Annotated in this window: 20 protein-coding genes and 1 pseudogene; 11 read left to right on the top strand and 10 right to left on the bottom strand. The window is 73.6% G+C overall.

The annotated features are described in order from the left end of the window. Window positions 1-234: 234 nt before the first annotated feature. Window positions 235-513, bottom strand: a complete 279-nt coding sequence (locus tag J7462_RS24330) for an excalibur calcium-binding domain-containing protein (RefSeq protein ID WP_208568609.1) — start codon at window positions 511-513, stop codon at window positions 235-237. An 827-nt stretch (window positions 514-1,340) separates the two neighbouring features. Between J7462_RS24330 and J7462_RS24325 the strand changes: the two genes are divergently transcribed. Both J7462_RS24325 and J7462_RS24320 read left to right on the top strand, forming a co-directional pair. Then, entirely contained in the window at window positions 1,341-1,976 is a 636-nt protein-coding gene (locus tag J7462_RS24325; protein ID WP_219467023.1) for a DedA family protein, read from the top strand. A 54-nt stretch (window positions 1,977-2,030) separates the two neighbouring features. Next, window positions 2,031-2,363: a helix-turn-helix domain-containing protein gene (locus J7462_RS24320; RefSeq protein ID WP_219467021.1), complete on the top strand. Its 333-nt coding sequence runs from the start codon at window positions 2,031-2,033 to the stop codon at window positions 2,361-2,363. A gap of 120 nt (window positions 2,364-2,483) precedes the next feature. Here J7462_RS24320 and J7462_RS24315 read toward each other — a convergent pair whose 3' ends face one another. Further along, the gene (locus J7462_RS24315; RefSeq protein ID WP_219467012.1) at window positions 2,484-3,887 is read right to left on the bottom strand and encodes an NAD(P)H-quinone dehydrogenase; all 1,404 of its coding nucleotides are present in this window, start codon (window positions 3,885-3,887) and stop codon (window positions 2,484-2,486) included. 106 nt (window positions 3,888-3,993) lie between these two features. On the opposite strand from J7462_RS24315, the gene J7462_RS24310 reads away from it, so the two are divergent. Continuing rightward, the gene (locus J7462_RS24310; protein WP_208568612.1) at window positions 3,994-4,449 is read left to right on the top strand and encodes a gamma-glutamylcyclotransferase; all 456 of its coding nucleotides are present in this window, start codon (window positions 3,994-3,996) and stop codon (window positions 4,447-4,449) included. Window positions 4,450-4,589: 140 nt separating this feature from the next. Here J7462_RS24310 and J7462_RS24305 read toward each other — a convergent pair whose 3' ends face one another. The 4 genes and pseudogenes from J7462_RS24305 to J7462_RS24290 form a co-directional block, all read right to left on the bottom strand. Beyond that, the gene (locus tag J7462_RS24305; protein WP_208568613.1) at window positions 4,590-5,546 is read right to left on the bottom strand and encodes a GNAT family N-acetyltransferase; all 957 of its coding nucleotides are present in this window, start codon (window positions 5,544-5,546) and stop codon (window positions 4,590-4,592) included. 214 nt (window positions 5,547-5,760) lie between these two features. After that, a complete protein-coding gene (locus J7462_RS24300) occupies window positions 5,761-6,510 on the bottom strand; it encodes a hypothetical protein (RefSeq protein WP_208568668.1) in 750 nt (249 codons plus the stop codon). 31 nt (window positions 6,511-6,541) lie between these two features. Further along, window positions 6,542-7,566 (bottom strand): annotated as a pseudogene (locus J7462_RS24295) (hypothetical protein). Between the two features lie 3 nt (window positions 7,567-7,569). Then, entirely contained in the window at window positions 7,570-8,199 is a 630-nt protein-coding gene (locus J7462_RS24290) for an MBL fold metallo-hydrolase (protein ID WP_219467010.1), read from the bottom strand. Window positions 8,200-8,320: 121 nt separating this feature from the next. Between J7462_RS24290 and J7462_RS24285 the strand changes: the two genes are divergently transcribed. Continuing rightward, a complete protein-coding gene (locus J7462_RS24285) occupies window positions 8,321-9,337 on the top strand; it encodes a DUF4349 domain-containing protein (protein ID WP_219467009.1) in 1,017 nt (338 codons plus the stop codon). On the opposite strand, the gene J7462_RS24280 is transcribed toward J7462_RS24285, so the two are convergent. Continuing rightward, complete coding sequence (locus J7462_RS24280; protein WP_208568617.1) at window positions 9,294-10,556, bottom strand: amidohydrolase; 1,263 nt, start codon at window positions 10,554-10,556, stop codon at window positions 9,294-9,296. The genes J7462_RS24285 and J7462_RS24280 overlap by 44 nt on opposite strands. A 672-nt stretch (window positions 10,557-11,228) precedes the next feature. Continuing rightward, window positions 11,229-12,812 (bottom strand): methylmalonyl-CoA mutase, encoded by a 1,584-nt coding sequence (locus J7462_RS24275; RefSeq protein ID WP_219467006.1) that lies wholly within the window; start codon window positions 12,810-12,812, stop codon window positions 11,229-11,231. Between the two features lie 230 nt (window positions 12,813-13,042). On the opposite strand from J7462_RS24275, the gene J7462_RS24270 reads away from it, so the two are divergent. After that, the gene (locus J7462_RS24270; RefSeq protein WP_219470661.1) at window positions 13,043-15,184 is read left to right on the top strand and encodes a serine/threonine-protein kinase; all 2,142 of its coding nucleotides are present in this window, start codon (window positions 13,043-13,045) and stop codon (window positions 15,182-15,184) included. Window positions 15,185-15,276: 92 nt separating this feature from the next. Further along, entirely contained in the window at window positions 15,277-16,953 is a 1,677-nt protein-coding gene (locus J7462_RS24265) for a phospho-sugar mutase (protein ID WP_219467004.1), read from the top strand. A gap of 209 nt (window positions 16,954-17,162) precedes the next feature. Here J7462_RS24265 and J7462_RS24260 read toward each other — a convergent pair whose 3' ends face one another. Both J7462_RS24260 and upp read right to left on the bottom strand, forming a co-directional pair. Further along, window positions 17,163-17,846 carry a GPP34 family phosphoprotein gene (locus tag J7462_RS24260; protein WP_208568622.1) on the bottom strand — a complete coding sequence of 228 codons (684 nt, stop codon included), beginning with the start codon at window positions 17,844-17,846 and terminating at the stop codon, window positions 17,163-17,165. A 267-nt stretch (window positions 17,847-18,113) separates the two neighbouring features. Beyond that, a complete protein-coding gene (gene upp / locus J7462_RS24255; protein ID WP_208568623.1) occupies window positions 18,114-18,746 on the bottom strand; it encodes a uracil phosphoribosyltransferase in 633 nt (210 codons plus the stop codon). A gap of 219 nt (window positions 18,747-18,965) precedes the next feature. On the opposite strand from upp, the gene deoC reads away from it, so the two are divergent. The 5 genes from deoC to J7462_RS24230 all read left to right on the top strand — a co-directional run bounded on the left by deoC (window position 18,966) and on the right by J7462_RS24230 (window position 23,719). Further along, entirely contained in the window at window positions 18,966-19,925 is a 960-nt protein-coding gene (gene deoC / locus J7462_RS24250) for a deoxyribose-phosphate aldolase (protein WP_219466994.1), read from the top strand. A 5-nt stretch (window positions 19,926-19,930) separates the two neighbouring features. Further along, window positions 19,931-21,355 (top strand): aldehyde dehydrogenase family protein, encoded by a 1,425-nt coding sequence (locus J7462_RS24245; RefSeq protein ID WP_208568670.1) that lies wholly within the window; start codon window positions 19,931-19,933, stop codon window positions 21,353-21,355. Further along, window positions 21,348-22,172 carry an aldehyde dehydrogenase family protein gene (locus J7462_RS24240; RefSeq protein WP_219466992.1) on the top strand — a complete coding sequence of 275 codons (825 nt, stop codon included), beginning with the start codon at window positions 21,348-21,350 and terminating at the stop codon, window positions 22,170-22,172. The genes J7462_RS24245 and J7462_RS24240 overlap by 8 nt, the downstream gene beginning before the upstream one ends. Before the next feature lie 101 nt (window positions 22,173-22,273). Next, window positions 22,274-22,738: a BlaI/MecI/CopY family transcriptional regulator gene (locus tag J7462_RS24235; RefSeq protein WP_308291014.1), complete on the top strand. Its 465-nt coding sequence runs from the start codon at window positions 22,274-22,276 to the stop codon at window positions 22,736-22,738. Between the two features lie 75 nt (window positions 22,739-22,813). Further along, entirely contained in the window at window positions 22,814-23,719 is a 906-nt protein-coding gene (locus J7462_RS24230) for a M56 family metallopeptidase (RefSeq protein ID WP_219466989.1), read from the top strand. Window positions 23,720-23,852: the final 133 nt, after the last annotated feature.

Here is a 23,852-nt window from a genome sequence, read left to right as displayed (position 1 = left end):
GACGGTGAACGTCAGTGCGGCACGCCGGGATCTCCCGGCGTCGTGGTCACCACAGCACTGCGCATACCGTCACCGTACGAGCCCGGCGACGCCCGGGGCGAACGCTTTACGGCCGACCGGCCTGCGGCGCGCGGTCCCCCCGGCCCCGCGCTGTCCGGCACGGCGCGCGGCGCGGCGCGGTCCGGCGCTGCGGTCCGGCGCTGCGGTCCGGCCCTGCGATCCGCTGCGGCACGGTCAGCGCTTCTCGCAGGCGACCTTGTCCTTGTCCCGGTCCAGGTGGGTGTTCTTCGCGTAGACCGAATCCGACACGGTGAAGTTCGTGACCGGCTTGGTGCTGCCCCGGACCTTGTCCTTCGCGCCCTTCTTGCCCACCCCGTGCTTGTACTTCTTGTTCAGTTCGGTGCAGTTCTTGTACTTCGTCGCCGCCGCCTCGGCCGGGCCGGTCACGACGACGAGGGTGCTGCCGAGCGCCAGGGTCACGGCGAGCGCGCCCCGCACCAGGATGGAAACCATCTACGAGCCTCCGAAAGGAATGTCGGTTGAGCCCGGAACGCTATCCGGGCGACACCGGCGGGTGGGGCGTCGTGTCCCCGGGCCGACAGCCGGTGTGTCCGAACGATGATCACCGGTCGGCCGGTAGCGGCGCGACGCCGCTGTGACGGCCGTGAGACGTCGTACGACCCGCGCGGCCGACCGCCGGGAAGGGGGAGGGTGCCCGGCTCGACCGGGTGCGGGTGACCGGCGCAGCCGGGGCCGGGCCGGCGGCACCGGTCCGACCCGCCGGGTCGTCGCCGCGCGGCTGGGGTCAATCACCGGGTCCGGGCCGGTGACGGCGATACGGTTGGCTCAGTTGCCATCGTCAGAATCGACAGCCGTCATGATCAACGATCATCATCCGTGGCCGGCGCAGAGCGGGGGACCGGACCGGATCCGACGCTCACCGGTGTGGCGTTCCCGCTGGTCAGCACGCGGCTGTCCGGGTTCACCGGGGCGGAGATTAGGAGGGTCGCCGGCACGGGACCTGCCGGCGACCCACGGCGGCCCGCTCGTCAGGAACGGGGGACCCGACGGGTGGGGGGCCGCGTACCCAACGGTACGCCGACGACCGACGATCCGCCGACCCCCTCCGGGCGGCGAGCGGCGAACGGCGGACCGCGAGCGGCAGACGGCAGGCGGCCCTCCCCGCTGCTACCGGTGGCACACGGCGCGCAGTCGCGCGGTCTCCCCAGCAGGCACCGGTGGTGTCCGTGGTCACCACCGGCCGGTCCGGTCGCCGGTGCGGGCGAAGCCACCGGGAGGCTCGGTGCCTGGAATCGGCCCTGACCGGCGAGGTGGCAGTCGTGCCCGAGCTACTCACTGACGTCGCATCGCCCCTGCTGGCGTACCTGCTGCTGATGGGCCTGCTCGTCGCGGACGCCTTCGTGCCGGTCATCCCCACCCAGGCCGTCATGATCACCGGCGGTGCGCTCACCGTGGTGGGTGGGCTGAGCCTGCCGTTGACCATCGGCGTCGGGGCGCTCGGCGTCTTCGTCGGCGACCTCGCCTGCTACCTGCTCGGCCGCAGCGCCCCGGACCGGCGACAGGCCCGGCACGTCGCACCCGGTCGGGCCCGTCGGGTCGCCGGTCGGGTCACCCGGGGGCTGCGCCGCCCCGGACCGCTGACCATCCTGCTCTGCCGGTTCGTGCCCGGCGGCCGGATGGCGGCCTGCTTCTCCGCCGGCCGCAGCCGCTACCCCTACCGGCTGTTCCTCTGCTACGAGGCGCTGGCCGCCGTCGGCTGGGCCAGTTACGGGGCCATGGTGGGCCACCTCGGTGGCACCGCGCTCACCGGATCGGCCTGGCGGTTGGGGCTGGTCGCGGCAGCAGCGGCGGTCGGGTTCGGGGCGGCCGGCTGGACGATGACCCTGCTCAGCGCCCGCGCCGCCAGCCGGGACACCCGCACCGACCTGAGCGCGTCCACATCCCCACCGGCATAAGGTTTGCTTATATTGACGGGGTGTGGGACATCAGACTGCATCCTGAGGTGGACGATGAGCAACGGATCCGACTGGCGTGAGGTCAAAGCCAAGGCCCGCGAGCTGGACCCCTCCTGGGAGGACCCCGAGCGGATCGCCCGGCGCAGCCGGTTCCGCGAAAAGATGCTCGCCTCGGTGAGCGGCGCGCAACTGGCCGAGATCCGCCGGCAGCTCGGCATGACCCAGCAGCAACTCGCCGAAGCATCCGGCCTGTCCCAGGCCAGGATCAGCCAGATCGAGACCGGCGAACACACCAGCCTGGAGACCCTTCGCGCGTACGTCACCGGACTTGGCGGCCAGGTGGACGTGGTCGTCCGCATCGGGAACATCCAACTCAACGTGGCCTGAGATGCCACCGCCGGTCGGCTTGTCGGTCGACCGGCAACGCACGTCAGCCTCCACTGCGGCTGACGTCGCACGGTCGGGCGTCGGTCAGCTGCTCGACCGACGCCCGCCGAGGTCACCGGGTCATTCGAGTTCGTGCAGCATCAGCTGGCGGGCCGCCTCGGTGATCGAACCGGACAGGCTCGGATAGATGGTGATGGTCTGGGCCAACTCGTTGACGGTGAGGTTGTTCTCGATCGCCATCGTGATCGGCAGGATCAGCTCGCTGGCCTTGGGGGCCACCACCACCCCGCCGATCACCTGACCGGTCGACGGACGGCAGAACAGTTTGACGAAGCCGTCGGCCAGGTCGTCCATCTTCGCCCGGGCGTTGCCGGTCAGCGGCAGCATCACCTGACGGGCCAGGGTCCGGCCGGCGTCCGCCTCGTCCTGCGAGACACCCACGGTGGCCAGCTCCGGGTCGGTGAAGACGTTCGCGGCGACGGTCCGCAGCCGCAGCGGCCGGACCGCCTCGCCGAGGGCGTGCCACATCGCGATCCGGCCCTGCATGGCGGCCACGCTGGCCAGCGGCAGCACGCCGGTGCAGTCGCCGGCGGCGTAGATGCCGGGGACGTTGGTACGCGACACCCGGTCGACCGTGACGTAACCGCCCTTGGCCAGCTCGACGCCGTACTCGGCCAGGCCGAGGCCGGCGGTGTTCGGGATCGAGCCGACGGCGATCAGGGCGTGCGAACCGGTCACCACCCGCCCGTCGGAGAGGACCACCTCCACCCCGTCGTCGGTACGCCGGACCGCGTCCGCCCGGGAGTTGTTGAGGATGCTCATGCCCCGGCTGCGGAAGACCTGCTCGATGGCCATCGCCGCGTCGGCGTCCTCGTGCGGCATCACCCGGTCCCGGCTGGAGACCAACGTCACCTCGACCCCCATCGCCTGGTAGGCGCTGGCGAACTCGGCACCGGTGACGCCGGACCCCACCACGATCAGGTGGCTGGGCAACTCGGGCAGGTCGTACACCTGCCGCCAGGTGAGGATGCGCTCCCCGTCGGGCAACGCGGTGGGCAGCTGACGCGGGGTGGCGCCGGTCGCGACCAGCACGGTGGACGCGGCGATCGAGTATTCCTCGCCACCGTCGGTCGGGGTGACGACGACCCGGTGGGTGTGACCCAGGGTGTCCTCGCCGAGTCGGGCGGTGCCCGCGACGAAGGTCACCCCGGCCTTGATCAGCTTGGCGTGGATGTCGGCGGACTGGGCCAGGGCGAGCCGCTTCACCCGCTCGTGCACGGCCCGGGCGTCGACCGTGACCGCCTCCAGGCCGTCGGAGTGGATGCCGAACGCCTCGGTGTCCCGGTAGCCGGTCACCACCTCCGAGCTGGCGATGAAGGTCTTCGACGGGACACAGTCGGAGAGTACGCAGGCACCTCCGGCGCCGTCGGCCTCCACCACGGTGACGTCGGCGTCCAGCTGGGCGGCGACCAGGGCCGCCTCGTAGCCGGCCGGCCCCCCGCCGATGATCACGATGTGGCTCACAGCCCTCGCCCTCTCTCGGTGTTCACAGTGACTTTCTTCTCCCGAACCCGTGCGACACGCACCGTCGTATTCTCCCCCACCCGTCTGCCGGGCTATCGTCATCGCCGTGCGTCACTACGCGGCCTACGGCTCAAACCTGGACCCTGCCCGGATGCGTGCCTACTGTCCGCATTCGCCGATGGTGGGCGTCGGCTGGCTGGAGGGGTGGCGGCTGACCTTCGCGGGCGAGGACGTGATCGGCTGGGAGGGGTCCGTCAGCACCGTGGTCGAGTCCCCGGGCGACCGGGTCTTCGTGGCGCTCTACGACATCGACCCGTACGACGCCGCCCAGCTCGACGAGTTGGAGGGCGTCACCGCCGGCACGTACCGCAAACTCACCGTGCGGGTCTTGACGCTGGACGGTGACGTGACCGCCTGGGTGTACGTCTTCGACGGCTACGAGGGCGGCCTGCCGACCGCCTGGTACCTGTCGGAGATCGCCAACGCCGCCGAGAAGGCGGGCGCACCCGACGACTACGTCTCCGAGCTGCGGTCCCGCCCCACCGGCACCGCCTCGGCGTAACGCGTGTCGCACCCGTCCAGTGTGCTACCGGCGTCGCTGACGCCCGACGGCGACCCCGTCGGGCGTCAGCTCCGGCACACACCGGGCCGGCCGGGACAGCCGGGCACGCACCGGGGCGGCCGGCGCGTGCCGGGGGCCGGTCAGGTGGCGGGCACGCTCCGCTCGTACAGATCGATCCAGCGGGTCTCGCGTAGCCCCACCGCGCGGTAGAGGGTGACCGGCGTCGTGGGGTTGGCCAGGTCGAACCCCAGCCCGGCGTGACCCCGGCCCTTGGCCGCGTAGACGGCGAACGCCCGCCGCAGCAGCGCCGCCCCCACCCCGCGCCGCCGGTACGCGGGCAGCACCGACAGCGTGCGCACCCAGCCCATGTCCTGTTCCAGCGCCTGGTCGGACGAGTTGAGCGCGCCCGCCGGCTCGCCGTCGACCTCGGCGAGGAACCACTCGTCCCAGACCCGCCCGCCGTCGGTGAGCCGGTCCCGCCAGCCCTCGAAGCCGATCGGCTCGTAGTCCGGGGTGTCCCGGAACGCCGTGTCGTGGATCCGGTGGAACAGCCGTAGGTCGGCCTCGTCGTCGGGGCGCAGCGGCCGGACGGTCACCCCGGGTGGAGGTGGCGGCTCGGCGGGCAGGTCGGCCAGCGACCGGCTCATCCGCAGGTACCGTTTGGCCCGGGTGAAACCGGCGGCGGTCAGCTCACCGGCCCAGCGGGTCTCCGGCGGGCAGGCGGCGGCGCGGACGGTCAGCGCGGGCCGGCCCCGCTCGGTGGCGCGTTCGGCGATCCGGCGCAGCATCCGGTCGAGCAGCACGGCCCGCTGCTCCGTCGCGCGCTCCGGATCGACGAAGACGTCGAGGTATTCGCGGCCCACCCCGGTCGGGTTGTCGACAAGGGTCCAGCCGACCACCTGCTGATCAGGATCGGTCAGGACCCAGGAGTCGTGCTGCGGGTCGAAGAACGGCGCGGTCAGCGCGGCCCGGACGTCGTCGGCGTCGAAGTCGGGGTGGCCGATGGCGAACGTGTCGGCGGCGTGCACCACGGCGAGCAGCGCGGGCACGTCGTCCAGGGTGGGGCGGCGGGCGGTCCAGCCGGCGGGGAGCGTCACGCCGCAGATCCTGGCAGCCAGCCCGCCACCCCGCCGCTGATTTTTCGGGTCGCCGACCGGTCGCACCGAACTGCCGGTCGCACCGGGCCGGGCCGGACCGGGCTGGGACCGGCCGCGCCGCACCGGGCCGGCTGGGACCGGCCGCACCGGGCCGGCTGGGACCGGCCGCACCGGGCCGCGCCGGGACCGGTCGCGCCGGGCCGGCCGGGATCGGTCAGCCGTCCGCTTCGGCGCGGAGCCGGGCCCGCACGTCGGTGAGCAACTCGATCAGCTCCCGGCCCTCGGCCGGGGGGAGCGCCCGGAACCCGGCCGAGGCCAACCGGTCGGTCACCGCCTCGGCCCAGAGCCGACGCCGCACCAACGGCCCGACCGGCGGGTACGGCGGAGACCACCCGCACGCCGCCGCCCCGGCCTCCCCCTCCGGCCCGGCCAGTACGGCCTCCAGCGGTGTCATCCCGGCCGCCCGGACCGCCAGCAGGTAGGCCCCGACGAAGTGTTCCCGCAACAGCAGCAGTGCCACGGCAGCGCGGGCCCCCTCGGTGTGCTCGGGCAGCGGCATGGCCCGCCAGGCCGCGAAGAGCGGCATGCCGGTCGCGTCGGCGGCGGCCACCACCCGTTCCAGCAGGGCCGTCAGCCGGGGTGTGTCGGGCAGGTCGTCGAGGTGCTGGGCACCCCACCGGCAGCACTCGGTCAGGTTCGCGGTGGCCACCTCCAACGGTCGGACCACCCGCACGGCGGTGTCCCACCCGTCGGCGACGGCCTCCGGGGCGAGGAACCCCAGCGCCGCCGCCACCGTCTCGGCGCGGATGTCACCCAACGCGCCGGCCCGCCCGGTGACATAGAACGCCCAGCCGGGAATGCCCATCGTCCTGGCCCGCCGCAGGGTCCCCGGGCAGCGGCTGAACAGCTCCCCCAGCTCCAGCACGGCGGGTTTGCTGCCGGCGGCGACCTGTTCCGGCGTCATCCCGACCGCCCGATGCACGCATTCATCGTGTTCAGTCTGCCCCCTCAGCGTCCGCCGTGGGGTCCGCCTCCTCGGCGTCCGCCGCCTCGATCACCCCCTCGACCTCCCCGGTGCGGCGGCGGGCGGCGGTGAGTGCCCGCTCAGCCGCCCGACGGGCCAGTTTGGCCCGGCTCAGCTCCTGTTCGGCGGCGGCCCGGCGGCGTTCCAGTTCGGCCAGTTCCCCCTCGATCCGGTCGAGCGCGTCGGCACCCGCCCGCTCGGCCGTTGCCGCACCGTCCAGGTCCTGCTCCGCCTGCCGCTGGGCGGCCCGTGCCGCCGCCAACTCCCGGTCCAACGCGCGGCGACGCCTGGCCCGTTCGGCCTGGGCGGCCCGCGCCGCCACCCGCTCGTCACGGGCCCGTCGCGCACCGCCCCGGTCCGCCTCCCGCGCCGGTACGCGGCCAGCCGCCGTCCCGGCACCACCGGCCGCCGTCCCACCCCGGCCGCCCGCGCGCCACCACCAGCCGCCGCCCTGCCACCGGTCGCCTCCTCGGCGACGCCGCCGGTGACCAGCCGCAGCTGGGGGCGGGGCACCTCGCCGAACCCGGAGTGGTGCACCGCCCGCAGCAGCCGTCCGGACCGGACCTGCCCGGCCACCCCGGTGTCGGCGAGCGCGGCGTGCAGGGTGGCCTCGACCTCGGCCAGTGGTAGTCGGGTGGCCGGCGGTGCGTCGGGAATGTCGGCGACGATCCGGCGTACCTCGGTGACCAGCGCGGCGACCAGTTCCCGCCGCTGGGCGGACAACTCCCGCAGCCGGGCACCCTCGAGATCGCGTTGGGCGGTGCGCAGCGCCTCGGCCAGCGGCCCGAGGTCGGCGACCAGCTCGGGCCGGTCCAGGGCGAGCAGGTTCACCAGCCAGGCCGCCACCGTGGGCCGCTTCCATCCGGCGATCCGCCGGGCGGTGGCGACGTCCCCGACCCGGCGGGCCTCGGCGACGGCGGCGTCCCGGGCGGCCACGAACCGGTCGGGCGGGGTGCGGTAGAGCTGCCGGGCCAGCGTGGACTCGTCGACGGCCACGGCTCAGGCGTCGATCCGGCTGCCCGGCTCCAGCCGCTGGTAGTCGGTGCGGGACAGCGCGGTGTACTGCCGGTCGAGCACGCCGTACCCGTTGTCGTTGAGCAGCGCGTCGTGCAGGGCGTACGCCCGGCGCGGGGCGACCGCCCGGATGAAGTCGACGACCTCGGAGAACTTCGACCAGGGTGCGTGGATCGGGGCGAAGAGCGTGTCCACCTCGACCCCCTCGGGGACGTACAGCGCGTCGCCGGGGTGGTAGACCGTGCCGTCGATCAGGTAACCGATGTTGTCCACCACCGGGATGTCGGGGTGGATCACGGCGTGCCGGCCACCGACGGCGCTCACCGGGATGCCGGCGGCGGTGAACGTGTCACCCGGGGTGACCGGGGTGAGGGCCGCCGCGGCGTCGCCGAGGACGGCACCGAGCGCCGCCGGGCCGTACACCGGGACGGGTTCCCGGTCCAGCCGGCGGGCGAGCGCCGCCGTGTCGAGGTGGTCGGGGTGTTCGTGGGTGACCAGCACCGCGTCCGCCCCGTCCAGCGCCGCCGCCTCGCTGAACACGCCCGGATCGACGACCAGCACCGCCCCGTCGCGTTCGATGCGCAGACAGGAGTGCGAGAACTTGGTGAGCCGCATCGTGACTCCTCGCTTATCGAATCGTGATGTCCTCAGCGCAGTCTGCCGGAACCGGGGCGGCCGTGCGCCGCGTCCGAGCTATCGCCCCGGAACCGGGGGACGGACGACGACGGGAGCGGGGATGACACTGGGGACAGCGGCCGGTGGGGCACGGGCCCTGGCGGCGATCGGGTTGGCGGCGCTGCTGCTGGCCGGGTGCGGGGCGGGCGACCGCGACGGCAGTTCGGCCGGTTCCGCGCCGCAGGAGAAGGCGCCGGCGCAGGGGGCACCGGGCGGCGCGGCGCCGGACCGCGACGCGGCGAACGGACAGGCCGGTACGGGCGCGGCCGACCTGCGGGTCGACCAGCGCGCGATCATCTACACCGGAACGATGCGGGTGCAGGTGGACGACGTGGAGGCTGCCGCCCGGCGGGCGGTGGACGCGGTCACCGCCACCGGCGGGTTCGTCGGCGGCGACCAGCGTCGCAGTGTCGACGCGTCCGCCCAGGCGGAGCTGCAACTGCGGGTGCCGGCGGCGAAGTTCACCGCGCTCGTCGACGAGTTGGCCACCTACGGTCGGCAGCAGCGCCGGGAGATCCGTACCCAGGACGTCACCGAGGAGACCGTCGACCTGGACGCCCGGATCGTCACCCAGCGGGCCCGGGTGGACAGCGCCCGCCGGCTGCTGGCCCGGGCCGACACGGTGGCGGAGCTGGTCTCGTTGGAGAACGAGGTGACCCGCCGGGAGGCGGACCTGGCCTCGCTGGAGGCGAAGAAGCGTCGGCTGGCCGACCTGACCGCGCTCTCCACGATCACGGTGACCTTCGTCGGCCGGGACGCCTCGACGGCCGACGACGAACCGGCGGACCGGACCGGGTTCATGGTGGGCCTGCGCGGCGGCTGGACCGTCTTCCTCGCCTCGATGGGCGTACTGCTCACTGTGCTCGGGGCGCTGCTGCCCTGGCTGCTGATCATCGGGGTGCCCGTGACGGCGCTCGTGGTGGTGCTGCGGCGGCGGGGCCGGCGGCGGCAGCCCCCGCCGCCGGCGGGGCCGGTCGGCGGGGGACGCGCACCGATGCCTGGTGGACCGGGCGGCGGGGGTCACCCGCCGGCTCCTACCGGGCCGCCGCCAGTGCCCGCAGCGCGGTCTGCACCATGACGCGCACGCCGACCGGGATGGCCCGCTCGTCGACGTCGAAGGACGCCCGGTGCAGGTCCATGGTGGGGCCCCCGGCGCGGCCCACGCCGAGCCGGGCCAGCGCACCGGGGACGTGTTCGAGATACCAGGAGAAGTCCTCGCCGCCCATGCTCTGCGGGGTTTCCGCGATCCCCTCCGGGCCGAGCGCGGCGGCGGTGGCGGCGGTGAGGATGCCGATGGCGCGGGCGTCGTTGCTGACGGGTGGCCGGCCGCGCAGGTATTCCAGGTCGACGGTGGCGCCGGTGGGCGCGAGGACGTCCCGGACGACCTGAGCGACGATCTCCGGGGCCCGTTCCCAGGTGTCGCGGTCCATCACCCGCAGGGTGCCGGCCGCGCACGCCTCGGACGGGATGACGTTGTACCGGGTGCCGGCCGAGGCGTGGCCGAACACCAGCAGCAGCCCGCTGTTGGCCGGCACCCGGCGGGTGACCAGGGCCGGGACCTCGGTGACCAGCCGGCCGAGCGCGTCGACCAGGTCGACGGTCAGGTGGGGGCGGGCGGTGTGCCCGCCCGGCCCGGTGAGCTTGACGGTGACGTTGTCGGCCGCCGCGGTGATCGGACCGACCCGCAACCCCACCCGGCCCACCGGCTGGTTGGGGTCACAGTGCAGGGCGAAGATCTGCACCACGTCGTCCAGGCCGCCGGCCTCGATGACCTCCAGGGAGCCGCAGGGCAGGATCTCCTCCGCCGGCTGGAAGATCATCCGGACCCGGCCGTCGAGCTGGCCGGCGTCGGCGAGCTGGGCCAGCAGCATGCCGACGCCGAGCAGCACGGCCGTGTGCACGTCATGGCCGCAGGCGTGGCACACCCCGTCCACCGTGGACCGGTAGGAGACGTCCTTGACGTCGGTCAGCGGCAGGGCGTCGATATCGGCGCGGAGCGCCACGACCGGGCCGTCGGGCCGCCCGTCGATGTCGCAGATCACCCCGTTGCCCTTGGGCAGCAGTCGGGGATGCAGCCCGGCGAGGGTGAGTTCCCGGGCGATCAGCGCCGCCGTCTCGAACTCCTCACCGGAGAGTTCCGGGTGGGAGTGGAGGTGGCGGCGGGTGGCGATCAGGCCGGGTACCCGCAGCGCGAGCAGGTGATCCAGATCGTGGGGCAGGGGCTGGGACCCGGACGGCGCCTCCGCCCAGGACGACGCCAGCTGGCTGCCGTTCGGCAGCGTCAACGCACTCGTCACGTCGAATTCTCGATCACTAGAAATGGATGGATCATCGGGGAGGACAGCAGACAGCCTAGACCTCCGACGGTGACGCTGCGCAACCTCGTTACGGTAGTGATCGGAGCGCACAGCGTCACGTAAGCCCTGGTGGGAGGGGTCAAATATCTGCGGGACAGCAGGTAGATCGCGGTCGGACGCCGTCATCTGCCCCCCACCTCCTACAACGCGTAACCGATTGGGCGGTCGCGAAATCGGCGTCGATCCGGGGCCGTCGTACCCGAATTGTCGCATTGGTCGCCCCGGTCGGCCGCCGGTCCGACAATTAGCCGACGCCGCCGGGTGAGCAGCCGGTGCCCGACGGTGACACGGCGTCTCCGGGCCCGCGCGGACATGCTGTCCGCCCCGTCCACCCGTCCGGGTTTACCCACGAACCCCGCACCGCACGCCCCGGCCACCCGAGCCGCCCCGCCGCCTGCCGGGCCGACCTGGCACACCACCGCAGGCTGTCACCGACGGTAGCCCCGGGCGCGTCGGCCTGGCGCCCCCTAGCGGCCCAGACCGGACGACGACGGCGACCCCTGCCGGCAGCGGACTGCCGGCGGAGGTCGCCGTGCGGATCAACGTGGGGCTCGGCCCACCCGCCGGGTCGCGGGCGGCACACCGGCCGGGACCGCAGCGGTCGGACCGGGGTCAGAAACGGTCGCTCGGGCGGTACGTCCCCCAGACCTGGCGCAGCAGCCCGCAGACCTCACCCACCGTGGCCCGGGCCCGCAGCGCCTCCTTCATCGGGTAGAGCACGTTCTCGTCCCCCTCGGCGGCGGCCCGCAGCTCGGCCAGCGCCCGCTCGACCGCCCCGGCGTCCCGCTCGGCCCGCAGCCGGGCCAGCCGTTCCGCCTGGGTCGCCTCGATCGTCGGGTCCACCCGCAGCGGCTCGTACGGCTCCTCGGTGTCGATCTGGAAGCGGTTCAACCCGACCACCACCCGCTCCCCCGCGTCGATCTGCTGGGCGAACCGGTAGGCCGACTGCTCGATCTCCCGCTTCTGGAACCCGGCCTCGATCGCGTCCACCGCCGAACCGTGGTCGAAGACCCGGTCCATCAGGTCGTTGACCGCCGCCTCGATCTCGGCGGTCATCGCCTCCACCACGTACGACCCGGCGAACGGGTCGACGGTGGCGGTCAGGTCCGTCTCGTACGCCAGCACCTGCTGGGTACGCAGCGCCAGCCGGGCGGCCTTCTCGGTGGGCAGCGCGATCGCCTCGTCGAAGCTGTTGGTGTGCAGCGACTGGGTGCCGCCGAGCACCGCGGCGAGCCCCTGCACCGCCACCCGGACCAGGTTCACCTCGGGCTGCTGGGCGGTCAGCTGCACCCCCGCCGTCTGGGTGTGGAACCGCAGCATCATCGACTTCGGGTCCTTCGCGCCGAAGTCGTCACGCAGCAGCCGGGCCCAGATCCGCCGGGCGGCGCGGAACTTCGCGACCTCCTCCAGCAGGGTGGTGCGGGCCACGAAGAAGAACGACAACCGGGGGGCGAAATCGTCGACCGCCAGCCCGGCGGCCAGCGCCGCCCGGACGTACTCGACCCCGTTGGCCAGGGTGAACGCGATCTCCTGCGCGGGCGTCGCCCCGGCCTCCGCCATGTGGTAGCCGGAGATGGAGATGGTGTTCCACTTCGGCACCTCCTTGCGGCAGTACGCGAAGGTGTCGGCGACCAGCCGCAGCGACGGCTTCGGCGGGAAGATGTACGTCCCCCGGGCGATGTACTCCTTGAGGATGTCGTTCTGGATGGTGCCGTTGAGCGCCGAGCCGGACAGGCCGTTCTCCTCGGCGACGAGCTGGTAGAGCAGCAGCAGCACCGAGCCGGGCGCGTTGATGGTCATCGAGGTGGAGACCTTGTCCAGCGGGATGCCGGCGAAGAGCAGCCGCATGTCCTCGATGGAGTCGATCGCCACCCCGACCTTGCCCACCTCGCCGCTCGCGATGGCGTCGTCGGAGTCGTACCCCATCTGGGTGGGCAGGTCGAAGGCGACCGACAGGCCCATCGTGCCGGCCTTCAGCAGCTGGTGGTAGCGCGCGTTGGACTCGGTGGCGGTGCCGAAGCCGGCGTACTGGCGCATCGTCCACGGCCGGGAGGTGTACATCGTCGGGTAGACCCCCCGGGCGTACGGGTACTGGCCCGGTTCGCCGAGGCGGGAGTCCAGCTCCGGGGGGAGGTCCGCAGCCGTGTAGACGCCCTTGATGGGGAACCCCGACTCGCTCGCCCGCGCTTCACTCATCCAGGGATGGTAGGACGCCCGGCGGCATCGGTGGGGTGAGGGATGGCGCACATCTCGGTTCGGCATCGGTCGACGGCAGGTGAACGGCCAGGTACACACCGTTCGGCATGGCGGTCGGTAGCGTCGGATAGGACAAAGGTCCGCCGCGTCGGGTTTCGCATCGGGCGTCGGAACCAGCAAGATAGAGACGTTGTGTCCCAGCCCCCTCGACTTTCCCGGTGGCTTTTCCTGTGACTCAGATCCCGACGTGGAGCGGCGGACCAGTGAGTCCTCCCAACGGACGCGCAGCACCCGGCACCATCATCGGCGGCCGGTACGAGTTGCGCTCCTCGGTGGGCAACGGCGGCATGGGCACGGTCTGGCGCGCGACAGACACCCTGCTGCGGCGCGACGTGGCGGTCAAGGAGGTCGTCCTGCCGCCCGGGCTGGCCCCCAGCGACCGGGACGCGATGTACGAACGCACCCTGCGCGAGGCGCGTGCCGCCGCCGCGATCCAGCACCCGGCCGTGGTCCAGGTCTACGACGTGGTCACCGAGGGTGGCCGGCCGTGGATCGTGATGGAGCTGCTGGACGCCCGCAGCCTCGCCGACATGGTGATCGAGGACGGCCCGGTGGCCGGACGCGCGGTCGCCAAGATCGGCATCGCGCTGCTCGGCGCGCTGGAGGTGGCGCACGCCAACGGGGTGCTGCACCGTGACGTCAAGCCGGCGAACGTGCTGATCTGCACCGACGGCCGCTGTGTGCTGACCGACTTCGGGGTGGCCCGGATGCCCACCGACGTCCAGCTCACCACCCCCGGGATGGTGCTCGGCTCGCCGCACTTCATCTCCCCCGAGCGCGCCATGGGGCAGGATTTCGGCCCGCCCAGCGACCTGTTCTCGCTCGGTGTGACCCTCTACACGGCGGTCGAGGGGCGGCCCCCGTTCGACAAGGGCGACCCGATCGAGACCATGCACGCGGTCGTCGAGGACCCGCCGGCCACCCCGCAGCGCAGCGGCCCGCTGACCCGGGTGCTGATGGGCCTGCTGGAGAAGGACCCGGCCCGCCGGCTCGACGTGCACACTGCGCGGGCGATGCTGCGCGAGTTGCTCGCCGGCCCGCTGACCAGCACGGCGACGGCGGTCAACTCGATCACCGACCCGTACTCGGTGGTGCCGGTGCAGCGCCCGTCGGGGCCGCCGGCCGTCACCGCGCCGCCCGCCGAGTCGAAGCCGAGCGGGCAGATCGGTGGCCGGGCGATGCTGGCCGCCGGTGAGTCGCTGACCGACCGGCTGGCGAAGCTGCGCCGGGGTGAACGCCCCGAGCCGGTGGCGACCTCGGCCGCCACCCTCGACGACACCAGCGCCGACGCGTTCGCCGGCCCGCTGCACACCCCGACCGATGCGATGCCGGCATCGGGCGGGCCCACCGTCGACCCGCTGCCGACCCGCCCGACCGCCGGGACGTACGGCCGGCCGGAGGCCACCCAGCGGATCACCCCGAGCGCCGCCCCGGAGGCCACCCAGCGCATCGGTGGCGGCACCACCGACGCCACCCAGCGCATCGGCGGGGGCCCCGAGCCGGCCCGGGCCGGCTACGGGACGGCGGAGCCGACCCAGGCCATCTACGGCGGTGGCGGCAACTCCGAGCAGACCCAGGCGGTGTACGGCGGACAGTGGTCCATCCCCGGCACCGGCCAGTCGTGGACGTCGCCACCCGCGCCGCCGGGCGGGGCCGACGGTGGCGCGCTCGGCCGGGCGAAGGGTGCCGGCGGTCGACTCGTCGGCACGGTCAAGGGCTGGCCGCGCAAGCTCCAGCTCGCGGCGGCCGGCGGCCTGGCCGTGGTGTTGCTGATCGGAGCGGTGGCGCTGTTCAGCGGCGGCGACCCGGAGTCGACCCCACCCCCGCAGGCCGGCCCGAGCGCACCGGCTGCGGGTGGCGGCGAGCTGCCGCCGATGCAGGAGCACAGCGCCCGGGGCATCCGGGTGAACGTGCCGAAGGGCTGGCAGCGGGCGACCGGCGGGGTCTACATCGACTACGTCGACCCGCAGGACAAGGGGCGCAAGGTGCGCATCCTCACCGAGAAGTTCGGCGGCTCCTCGAGCCGCTGGGTCGAAGTGGCAGCGGACGGCCTCCGCAAGCGGACGAGTTCCTGCGCCAGGCCCTACGAGCAGCTGGCGATGGGCGAGAAGAACCTGGCCGGCAAGTCGGCCGCCGAGTTCGAGTACACCTGCGGCGACGGCGGCGACAAGCGGCACGGGGTGTGGCGTGGGGTGGTGCACGAGGGGAAGGTCTACTCGTTCTATCTCACCGCCAACGACGCCAAGTTCGCCGAGAGCAAGCCGATCTTCGACGAGATGGTCAAGTCGTTCCAGCTCACCGGCTCCAGCTGAGCCGGCTCGTGGGGCGGGCCGGACCGGCCCGCCCGGCAAGGTGATCCGGGTCGACCGGACGCGGTGATCCGCCGTCGTGCTATCAAGAGGCAATGGTGGCGGAAAGCACTGACCTCGACCGGATGCGCGACCAGGCTCGACGCTGGCTCGACGACGACCCCGACCCGGCCAGCCGGGACGAGCTGCGGGCCGTGCTCGACCGGCTGCCGGCCAGCGCGCCGGAGCTGGCCGACCGGTTCGCCGGCCCGCTGACCTTCGGCACGGCCGGGCTGCGCGGCCCGCTGCGCGCCGGGCCGAACGGCATGAACCTCGCGGTGGTCACCCGGGCGGCGGCCGGGCTGGTCGGCTGGCTCGCCGCCGAGGGCGGCGAGGGTCCGCTGGTGATCGGGTACGACGCCCGGCACGGTTCCCGGGAGTTCGCCGAGCGCACCGCCCAGGTCGCCACCGGCGCGGGCCGGCCGGCGCTGCTGCTGCCCCGGCCGCTGCCCACCCCCGTGCTGGCGTACGCGGTGCGCAGGCTCGGCGGGGTGGCCGGGGTGATGGTGACGGCCAGCCACAACCCGCCGCAGGACAACGGCTACAAGGTCTATCTGGGTGCCCAGCTCGGTGGGGCGCTCGGCGCGGGGGCGCAGATCGTGCCGCCCGCCGACGCCGGTATCGAGGCGGCCATCCGGGCGGTCGGCTCGCTGGCGCAGGTGCCGTTGGGGCCGCCCGGCCAGGTGCTCGGCGACGACCTGGTCGCCGCGTACGTGGAACGGGCCGTCGCGGTGATCGAAGCGGGCGGACCACGTGACCTGCGGGTGGCGTACACGCCATTGCACGGGGTGGGGGCGGCGGTGCTGACCGCGACCTTCGCCCGGGCGGGTTTTCCGACCCCGGGGGTGGTGCCCGACCAGGCGGAACCGGACCCGGACTTCCCCACCGTCAGCTTCCCCAACCCGGAGGAGCCCGGCGCGGTGGACCGGTTGGTGGCCCTCGCCGACGCCACCGACGCCGACCTGGCGATCGCCAACGACCCGGACGCCGACCGCTGCGCGGTGGTGGTCCGCGAGCCGGCCGGCACCGGGACGGGGTGGCGGATGTTGCGCGGGGACGAGGTGGGGGTGCTGCTCGCCGACCACCTGATGCGGCGCGGCGTCGACGGCCTGTACGCGACCACGATCGTGTCGTCGTCCCTGCTCCGGGCGATGTGCGCGGCCCGGGGCCGGGCGTACGACGAGACGTTGACCGGGTTCAAGTGGATCGTCCGGGCCGGGGGTGGGACGCCGCCGCTGGCGTACGGCTACGAGGAGGCGCTCGGCTACTGCGTGGCCCCCGAGCACGTACGCGACAAGGACGGCATCACCGCCGCGCTGACCGTCGCCGAGCTGGCCGCCGGGCTGAAGGCGCAGGGGCGCACCCTGACCGACCGGCTGGACGAGCTGGCTGCCGAGTTCGGCGTGCACCAGACCGACCAGTTGTCGGTCCGGGTGGACGACCTGCGGATCATCGCCGACGTGATGGCCCGGGTCCGGGCGGCCACCCCGACCACGCTGCTCGGTGCACCGGTCACCGAGGCGCAGGATCTGCTGCCCGCCGCCGACGTGGTGATCCTGCGTACCGCCGCCGCCCGGGTGGTGATCCGCCCCTCGGGCACCGAGCCGAAGCTCAAGGCGTACCTGGAGGTGGTGGAGCCGGTCGCGGACGGGGACGTGCCGGCGGCCCGCACCCGGGCGGCGGCGGCGCTCACCACGCTACGCACCGAGATCGCCACCGCCCTCGGCATCTGACCCCGCCCACCACGCGCCGCGCCGCATTCTCCGCCACGCACTGCGCTGCATTCCCGCCACGCACCGCACCGCATTGCCCGCCACGCACCGCACTGCATGATCGACTCAGTTTCCTGGTTGTAGTGGCATCCGAGCGGGATGGATGCCACTACAACCAGGAAACTGCGAGGCTCCTCCGCGACCAGCGGGGTCGCGTGCGGTGGTGGCGGTCAGCTCACGGCGCGCTTGCCGAGTGCGTGGTCGACGGCCTGACCGAGGGCGGTGACGACCAGGGCCACCGAGGGGCGGACCACCGACTCCTCCAGGCTGATCGTGCCGGAGAAACCGGCCCCGCCCGCGATCTCCTCCAGCCGACGCCGGGCGTCCTGCGCCGCGCTGCCGGTCAGGCCGAGCGCCGGTTCCATCCGCAGCACCGCAACCAGCGTGGCCAGCGCCGCCGTCCGCTCGTCGGGCAACTGCTCGCCGGCCAGCGCCTCGGCCAGCCGCCGCCGGCTGTCCTGCTCCACGGACGGGTCGGTGGTCGGGTAGCGGTGCACCACGATGAAGTCCAGCTCGGTCTCCTCGACGTCACGCACCACGCCACGGTCGACCAGGTCGCCGAGGATGCGGTCGCGCAGGCCGTGCCGCAGCCGCTGCACCCAGGAGGACGGGCTGTGCGGGGTGTCGGCGGCCATCCGGCCCAGCACCCCGTCCAGGATCGGCTCGCCGACCGGCGTCGGGTCGGTCACCACCAGGTTCCCGTCGACGTACGCGATCCGGCCGGCAAGGGCCAGCTCGACCAGGACGGCGGCGGCCATCCCCAGGTCAAGACTGATCCGGGGCATGGTCGCCTTGCCGGATTCATCGTCATACGCGAGGAGCAGCAACTCCTCGGCCAGCGCAACACCAGTCATGGCCCGAGACGGTAGCGCCTGAACGCACCCCGCGCTCACCGACTCGCTCTGGGTGGGAAGGCAACCCCCGCGACCGACCCGACCACCCGCCCGCGACCTGCCGACCACCCGCCAGCTCAGCCCGGAGACACCGGAGCTGGGCGGGCCGGAAATGGAGCATGCCACCACGAGCTGAGCGGGGCATGCCGGCCGCACGCCGGGGCGAGGCATGCCGGCCGCACGCCGGGGCGAGCCGGGAGCGGGGCATGCCGCCGCGAGATGGGCCGGTCAGAACCGGGGCATGCCGCCGAACTGGCGGTCACCGGCGTCGCCAAGGCCCGGCACGATGAACATGTTGTCGTTCAGCCCCTCGTCGATCGACGCGGTGACCAGGCGCAACGGCAGCCCCGACCGCTCCAGCCGGGCGATGCCGACCGGCGCGGCGAGCACGCAGAGCACGGTGATGTCGGTGCAGCCCCGGTCGGCGAGCAGCCGGCAGCAGTGCTCCAGCGAACCGCCGGTGGCCAGCATCGGGTCGAGCACCAGCACCGGCAGGCCGGCGAGGTCCCGGGGCAGCGACTCCATGTAGGCGCGCGGCTCGTACGTCTCCTCGTCGCGGGCCAGGCCGACGAAGCCCATCGACGACTCCGGCAGCAGCCCGAGCGCCGCGTCGGCCATCCCGAGGCCGGCCCGCAGCACCGGCACCAGCAGCGGCGGGTTCGCCAACCGGGTGCCCTCGGCACCGGTGACCGGGGTCTGCACCGGGTACTTCTCGACGGGGAAGGTGCGCGCGGCCTCGTACACCAGCATGGTGGTGAGTTCGTGCAGCGCGGCCCGGAACGACGACGAGTCGGTCCGGGCGTCCCGCATGGCGGTCAGCCGGGACTGGGCGAGCGGGTGGTCAATGACGTGTACGTCCACGATCGCTCAACCTACCGGTCCCGGCCCGCCGGCAGTACGGGTGCGCGGCGGGCGGCGACGCGGCTCACCCGGGGCCGACGGGCCGGGGCGTCTTACCCGCAGCCAACCGGGGCACCCCGGCCCACCGGGCCCTGCGGCGACGCCGGGCTACCCGACCGCCCCCGACCCGGGCTGCTGTGACCAGGATCACCGGACTCGTGGCTGCGTAGTATTCGGGGCATGACGGCGACAACGACGTCGGCCCGGTCGGACCTGTCCGAGCTGGGGCGATCCGAGACCGCGTTGCGGACCTTCCTGCACGGCCTGCCCGGGGTGGACCAGGTCGGCGCGGAGCAGCGGGCGGCACAGCTCGGCACCCGCTCGATCAAGACCACCGCCAAGGCGCAGGCGATCGACCTGGCCATCCGGATGGTCGACCTGACCACCCTGGAGGGGGCCGACACCCCGGGCAAGGTGCGCGCCCTGGCCGCCAAGGCGCTGCGCCCGGACCCGGCCGACCCGACCTGCCCGCACGTCGGCGCGGTCTGCGTCTACCCGGCGATGGTGCCGCACGTGGCGGAGGTGCTGCGCGGCAGCGCCGTGCACCTGGCCAGCGTGGCGACCGCGTTCCCGTCCGGGCAGGCGCCGCTGGACGTCAAGCTCGCCGACACCCGGGCGGCCGTCGCCGCCGGTGCGGACGAGATCGACATGGTGATCAACCGGGGCGCGTTCCTGGCCGGTCGTTACCAGGAGGTCTACGACGAGATCGTCGCCACCAAGGAGGCCTGCGGGGACGCCCACCTCAAGGTGATCCTGGAGACCGGCGAACTGGCCACCTACGACAACGTCCGGCGGGCCTCCTGGCTGGGGATGCTGGCCGGCGGCGACTTCATCAAGACCTCCACCGGCAAGGTCCCGGTCGCCGCGACCCTGCCGGTGACCCTGGTGATGCTGGAGGCGGTCCGCGACTTCCGGGCCGCCACCGGGCGGCAGGTAGGCGTCAAGCCGGCCGGCGGGATCAAGAACACCAAGGACGCGATCAAGTACCTGGTCATGGTCAACGAGACCGTCGGCGGCGACTGGCTGAGCCCGGACTGGTTCCGGTTCGGCGCGTCCAGCCTGCTCAACGACCTGCTCATGCAGCGCACCAAGCTGACGACCGGCATTTACTCCGGTCCCGACTACTTCACCCTGGACTGAGCATGATGTTCGAATACGCCCCTGCGCCCGAGTCGCGCGCGATCGTCGACATCAGGTCGTCCTACGGTCTGTTCATCGACGGCAGGTTCGTCGACGGCGAGAACCTCGACAAGACGGTCAACCCGGCCACCGAGGAGGTGCTCGCCGAGGTCACCTGGGCCGGCGCCCAGGACGTCGACCGCGCGGTCCGCGCCGCCCGCAAGGCGTACGACAAGGTGTGGGGTCCGATGCCCGGCCGGGACCGGGCCAAGTACCTGTACCGGATCGCCCGGCTCATCCAGGAACGCTCCCGTGAGCTGGCGGTGCTGGAGTCGCTGGACAACGGCAAGCCGATCCGGGAGTCCCGGGACGTCGACCTGCCGCTGGTCGCCGCCCACTTCTTCTACTACGCCGGCTGGGCCGACAAGCTGCCGTACGCGGGCTTTGGCGCGGACCCGCGACCGCTCGGGGTGGCCGCGCAGGTCATCCCGTGGAACTTCCCGCTGCTCATGCTCGCCTGGAAGGTCGCCCCGGCGCTCGCCGCCGGCAACACGGTGGTGCTCAAACCCGCCGAGACCACCCCGCTGACGGCGCTGCTGTTCGCCGAGATCTGCCAGCAGGCCGACCTGCCGGCCGGCGTGGTCAACATCGTCACCGGCGCGGGCGACACCGGCCGGGCGCTGGTGGAACACCCGGGCGTGGACAAGGTCGCCTTCACCGGCTCCACCGAGGTCGGCAAGGCCATCGCCCGGTCGGTGGCCGGCACCGGCAAGAAGGTCACCCTGGAGCTGGGCGGCAAGGCCGCCAACATCGTCTACGACGACGCGCCGGTCGACCAGGCCGTCGAGGGGATCGTCAACGGCATCTTCTTCAACCAGGGTCACGTCTGCTGCGCCGGTTCCCGGCTGCTGGTCCAGGAGAACGTCGCCGAGCAGGTGCTCGACGCGCTCAAGCGGCGGATGGCGCTGCTGCGCGTCGGTGACCCGCTGGACAAGAACACCGACGTCGGGGCGATCAACTCGGCCGCCCAGCTGGCCCGCATCCGGGAGCTGTCCGACGCCGGGGCGGCCGAGGGGGCGCAGCGCTGGTCGCCGCCGTGTGAGCTGCCCGAGCGGGGGTTCTGGTTCGCGCCGACGATCTTCACCGGGGTCACCCAGGCGCACCGGGTGGCCCGCGAGGAGATCTTCGGCCCGGTGCTGTCGGTGCTGACCTTCCGCACCCCGGCCGAGGCCGTGGAGAAGGCCAACAACACGCCGTACGGGCTGTCGGCCGGGATCTGGACCGACAAGGGCTCGCGCATCCTGTGGACCGCCGACCGGCTGCGCGCCGGGGTGGTCTGGGCCAACACGTTCAACAAGTTCGACCCGACCTCGCCGTTCGGCGGCTACAAGGAGTCGGGCTACGGCCGCGAGGGTGGCCGGCACGGGCTGGAGGGGTACCTCAATGTCTGAGCGGGTCGCGGTACGCAAGACGTACAAGCTCTTCATCGGCGGGAAGTTCCCGCGCAGCGAGTCGGGACGGTCGTATCTCGTGCAGGACTCGAACGTGTCACTGGCCTCCCGCAAGGACGCGCGGGACGCCGTGGTCGCCGCCCGCGCCGCCGTCAAGGGGTGGTCCGGGGCGACCGCGTACAACCGGGGTCAGATCCTCTACCGGGTGGCCGAGATGCTGGAGGGCCGCCGCGAGCAGTTCGTGGCGCTCGGCGTCCCCGGCGGCGAGGTGGACGCGGCGGTCGACCGCTGGGTCTGGTACGCCGGCTGGGCCGACAAGCTCCCCCAGGTGTACGGCGGCGCGAACCCGGTGGCCGGGCCCTACTTCAACCTGTCCGCGCCCGAGCCGACGGGGGTGGTGGCCGTGGTGGCACCCGAGTCCCCGGCGCTGCTCGGTCTGGTCGGCGTGATCGCCCCGGCCATCGTCACCGGCAACACGGTGGTGGTGGCGGCCTCCCCGTCGGCCCCGTTGGCGGCGGTGACCCTGGCCGAGGTGCTGGCCACCTCGGACCTGCCGGGTGGGGTGGTCAACCTGCTCACCGGCCGGATCACCGAGACCGCGCCGACGCTCGCCGCGCACCTGGACGTCAACGCGATCGACCTGGCCGGGGTGACCGACCGGGAGTTGGCGACCGAGCTGGAGGCCGGGGCGGCGGAGAACCTCAAGCGGGTGCTCCGGCCGGTCCCGGCCGACCACGACTGGGCGGGCGACCCGGGCCTGGGCCGGATGACCGCGCTGCTGGAGACCAAGACGGTCTGGCACCCCAAGGGGGTCTGACCGGCCGGGTCGCCGGTGGGCCGGGGCGGCATGGGCGGCCGGGGCGTCGGCCCGCCCGATGGTCCGACAGCCGGTCGTACTACCGGGGGTAGGATTGCCTGGTGACGCGGTTGGGTGATCTTGAGCGGGCGGTGATGGACGTGCTGTGGGACGTGGTCCCGGGCACGTCGGACGGGGTGACCGTGCGGGAGGTCGCCGAGGCGCTGGACGGGCGCGAGTTGGCGTACACGACGGTGATGACCGTGCTGGACCGGCTCGCCGGCAAGGGCATGGTGCAGCGGGAACGCGAGGGGCGGGCCTGGCGCTACCGGGCCGCCGCCAGCCGGGAGGCGCACATCGCCCGGCTCATGCTCGACGCCCTCGACCTCGGCGGCAGCCGGGACGCCGCGCTGGTGCGCTTCGCCCGTTCGGTGACCGGCACCGAGGCCGAGGTGCTGCGGGCGGCGCTCGGCGTGGAGGCGGGGCTGACCGGCCCGCCCCGGCCGGACCCGACGCCGGTGCGACCGGCTCCGGACCGCCACCCCGGCCGACCAGCTCCACGACGGGTCGGCACGAGGCCGGGCTGACCGACCGGGTCGGGGACCCCCGCACCGGCCGGGCCCGGACCGCCGACGAGGCGACGGACCGGTAGGGCGGCCACCATGGCGTACGCCGTGCACTTCGCCGGGGCGATCCTGGCCTGCTGGCTGACCGCGCAGGTGTTGGCCGGCTCCACCTGGACGTGGCGGGCCCCCCGGGTCGCGATCGTCTGCTGGCAGGCGGTCGGGCTGGCCCTCGGCCTGTCCGCGATGGGCCTGCCGATGGCGCTCGGGCTGACCGCGTACGACCGGCCGACCGGCGGGGCGTTGCTGGCCCTCGCCGACGACCTGCTCCACGGCACCCTGCCGGCCGGGGTGACCGCCGTCCACCTGGGTCTGGTCGGGGTCGGCTTCGGCATCGGCGCGGTGCTGCTCGGCACCACCGTCCGTAGCGTGCACGCCGCCGTGACCGCCCAGCGTCGGCACCGGGACCTGCTCACCCTGGTCGCCCGCCGGGACCCGACGATTCCCGGCGCACTGGTCCTCGACCACCCCGGCGCCGCCGCGTACTGCCTGCCCGGGGTGCGCCCCCGGGTGGTGGTCAGCGCCGGCACGCTCAGCCTGCTGGACCGGGCCGAGCTGGCGGCGGTGCTCGCCCACGAGCGGGCGCACGCCCAGGAGCGCCACGACCTGGTGCTGTTGCCGTTCACCGCGCTGTGCCGGGCGTTGCCGTGGTTCCGGTGGGTCCGCGCCGCCCACGAGCGGGTGGCCCTGCTGGTCGAGATGCGGGCCGACGACAAGGCCCGTGAGCTGCACGCCGACGCCCCACTGGCGGGTGCGCTGCGCCGGTTCGCCGCCGCCGGGCACCGGGTCACCCCGGCCGGCGCGCTCGGCATGGGCGACCGCGACCTCGACGTCCGGATGCAGCGGCTGCTGGTCGCCGACCGGCCGCCCCGGCTGCTCGGGGCCGCCGCGCTGGCGGTGACCACCACCCTGGCCGCCCTCCCGATCTCCCTCTTCCTGAGCTGACCGCAGCCGGCCGGACCGACCGCACGCCGCCGGACCGCCGCACGCCGCCGGACCACGGCCACCCGGCTGGATCGGCTGCGCCCTGCCCCGCCGACCGCGCCCTGCCTGCCTGATCCGTCCCGTCCGCCGGAGT

The sequence above is a fragment of the Micromonospora sp. RL09-050-HVF-A genome (assembly GCF_019374995.1).
Taxonomy (GTDB): Bacteria; Actinomycetota; Actinomycetes; order Mycobacteriales; family Micromonosporaceae; genus Micromonospora; species Micromonospora antibiotica.
The sequence above is the reverse complement of the archived record's forward strand: the minus strand, read 5'-3'. Positions and strand labels throughout refer to the sequence as shown.

Coding starts and splice junctions, on each gene's coding strand:
- J7462_RS24285 (WP_219467009.1), top strand. CDS start 8,321: ATGACACTGGGGACAGCGGCCGGTGGGGCACGGGCCCTGGCGGCGATC.
- J7462_RS24320 (WP_219467021.1), top strand. CDS start 2,031: ATGAGCAACGGATCCGACTGGCGTGAGGTCAAAGCCAAGGCCCGCGAG.
- J7462_RS24230 (WP_219466989.1), top strand. CDS start 22,814: ATGGCGTACGCCGTGCACTTCGCCGGGGCGATCCTGGCCTGCTGGCTG.
- J7462_RS24260 (WP_208568622.1), bottom strand. CDS start 17,846: ATGACTGGTGTTGCGCTGGCCGAGGAGTTGCTGCTCCTCGCGTATGAC.
- J7462_RS24240 (WP_219466992.1), top strand. CDS start 21,348: ATGTCTGAGCGGGTCGCGGTACGCAAGACGTACAAGCTCTTCATCGGC.
- J7462_RS24300 (WP_208568668.1), bottom strand. CDS start 6,510: ATGACGCCGGAACAGGTCGCCGCCGGCAGCAAACCCGCCGTGCTGGAG.
- deoC (WP_219466994.1), top strand. CDS start 18,966: ATGACGGCGACAACGACGTCGGCCCGGTCGGACCTGTCCGAGCTGGGG.
- J7462_RS24245 (WP_208568670.1), top strand. CDS start 19,931: ATGTTCGAATACGCCCCTGCGCCCGAGTCGCGCGCGATCGTCGACATC.
- J7462_RS24265 (WP_219467004.1), top strand. CDS start 15,277: ATGGTGGCGGAAAGCACTGACCTCGACCGGATGCGCGACCAGGCTCGA.
- J7462_RS24275 (WP_219467006.1), bottom strand. CDS start 12,812: ATGAGTGAAGCGCGGGCGAGCGAGTCGGGGTTCCCCATCAAGGGCGTC.
- J7462_RS24330 (WP_208568609.1), bottom strand. CDS start 513: ATGGTTTCCATCCTGGTGCGGGGCGCGCTCGCCGTGACCCTGGCGCTC.
- J7462_RS24290 (WP_219467010.1), bottom strand. CDS start 8,199: ATGCGGCTCACCAAGTTCTCGCACTCCTGTCTGCGCATCGAACGCGAC.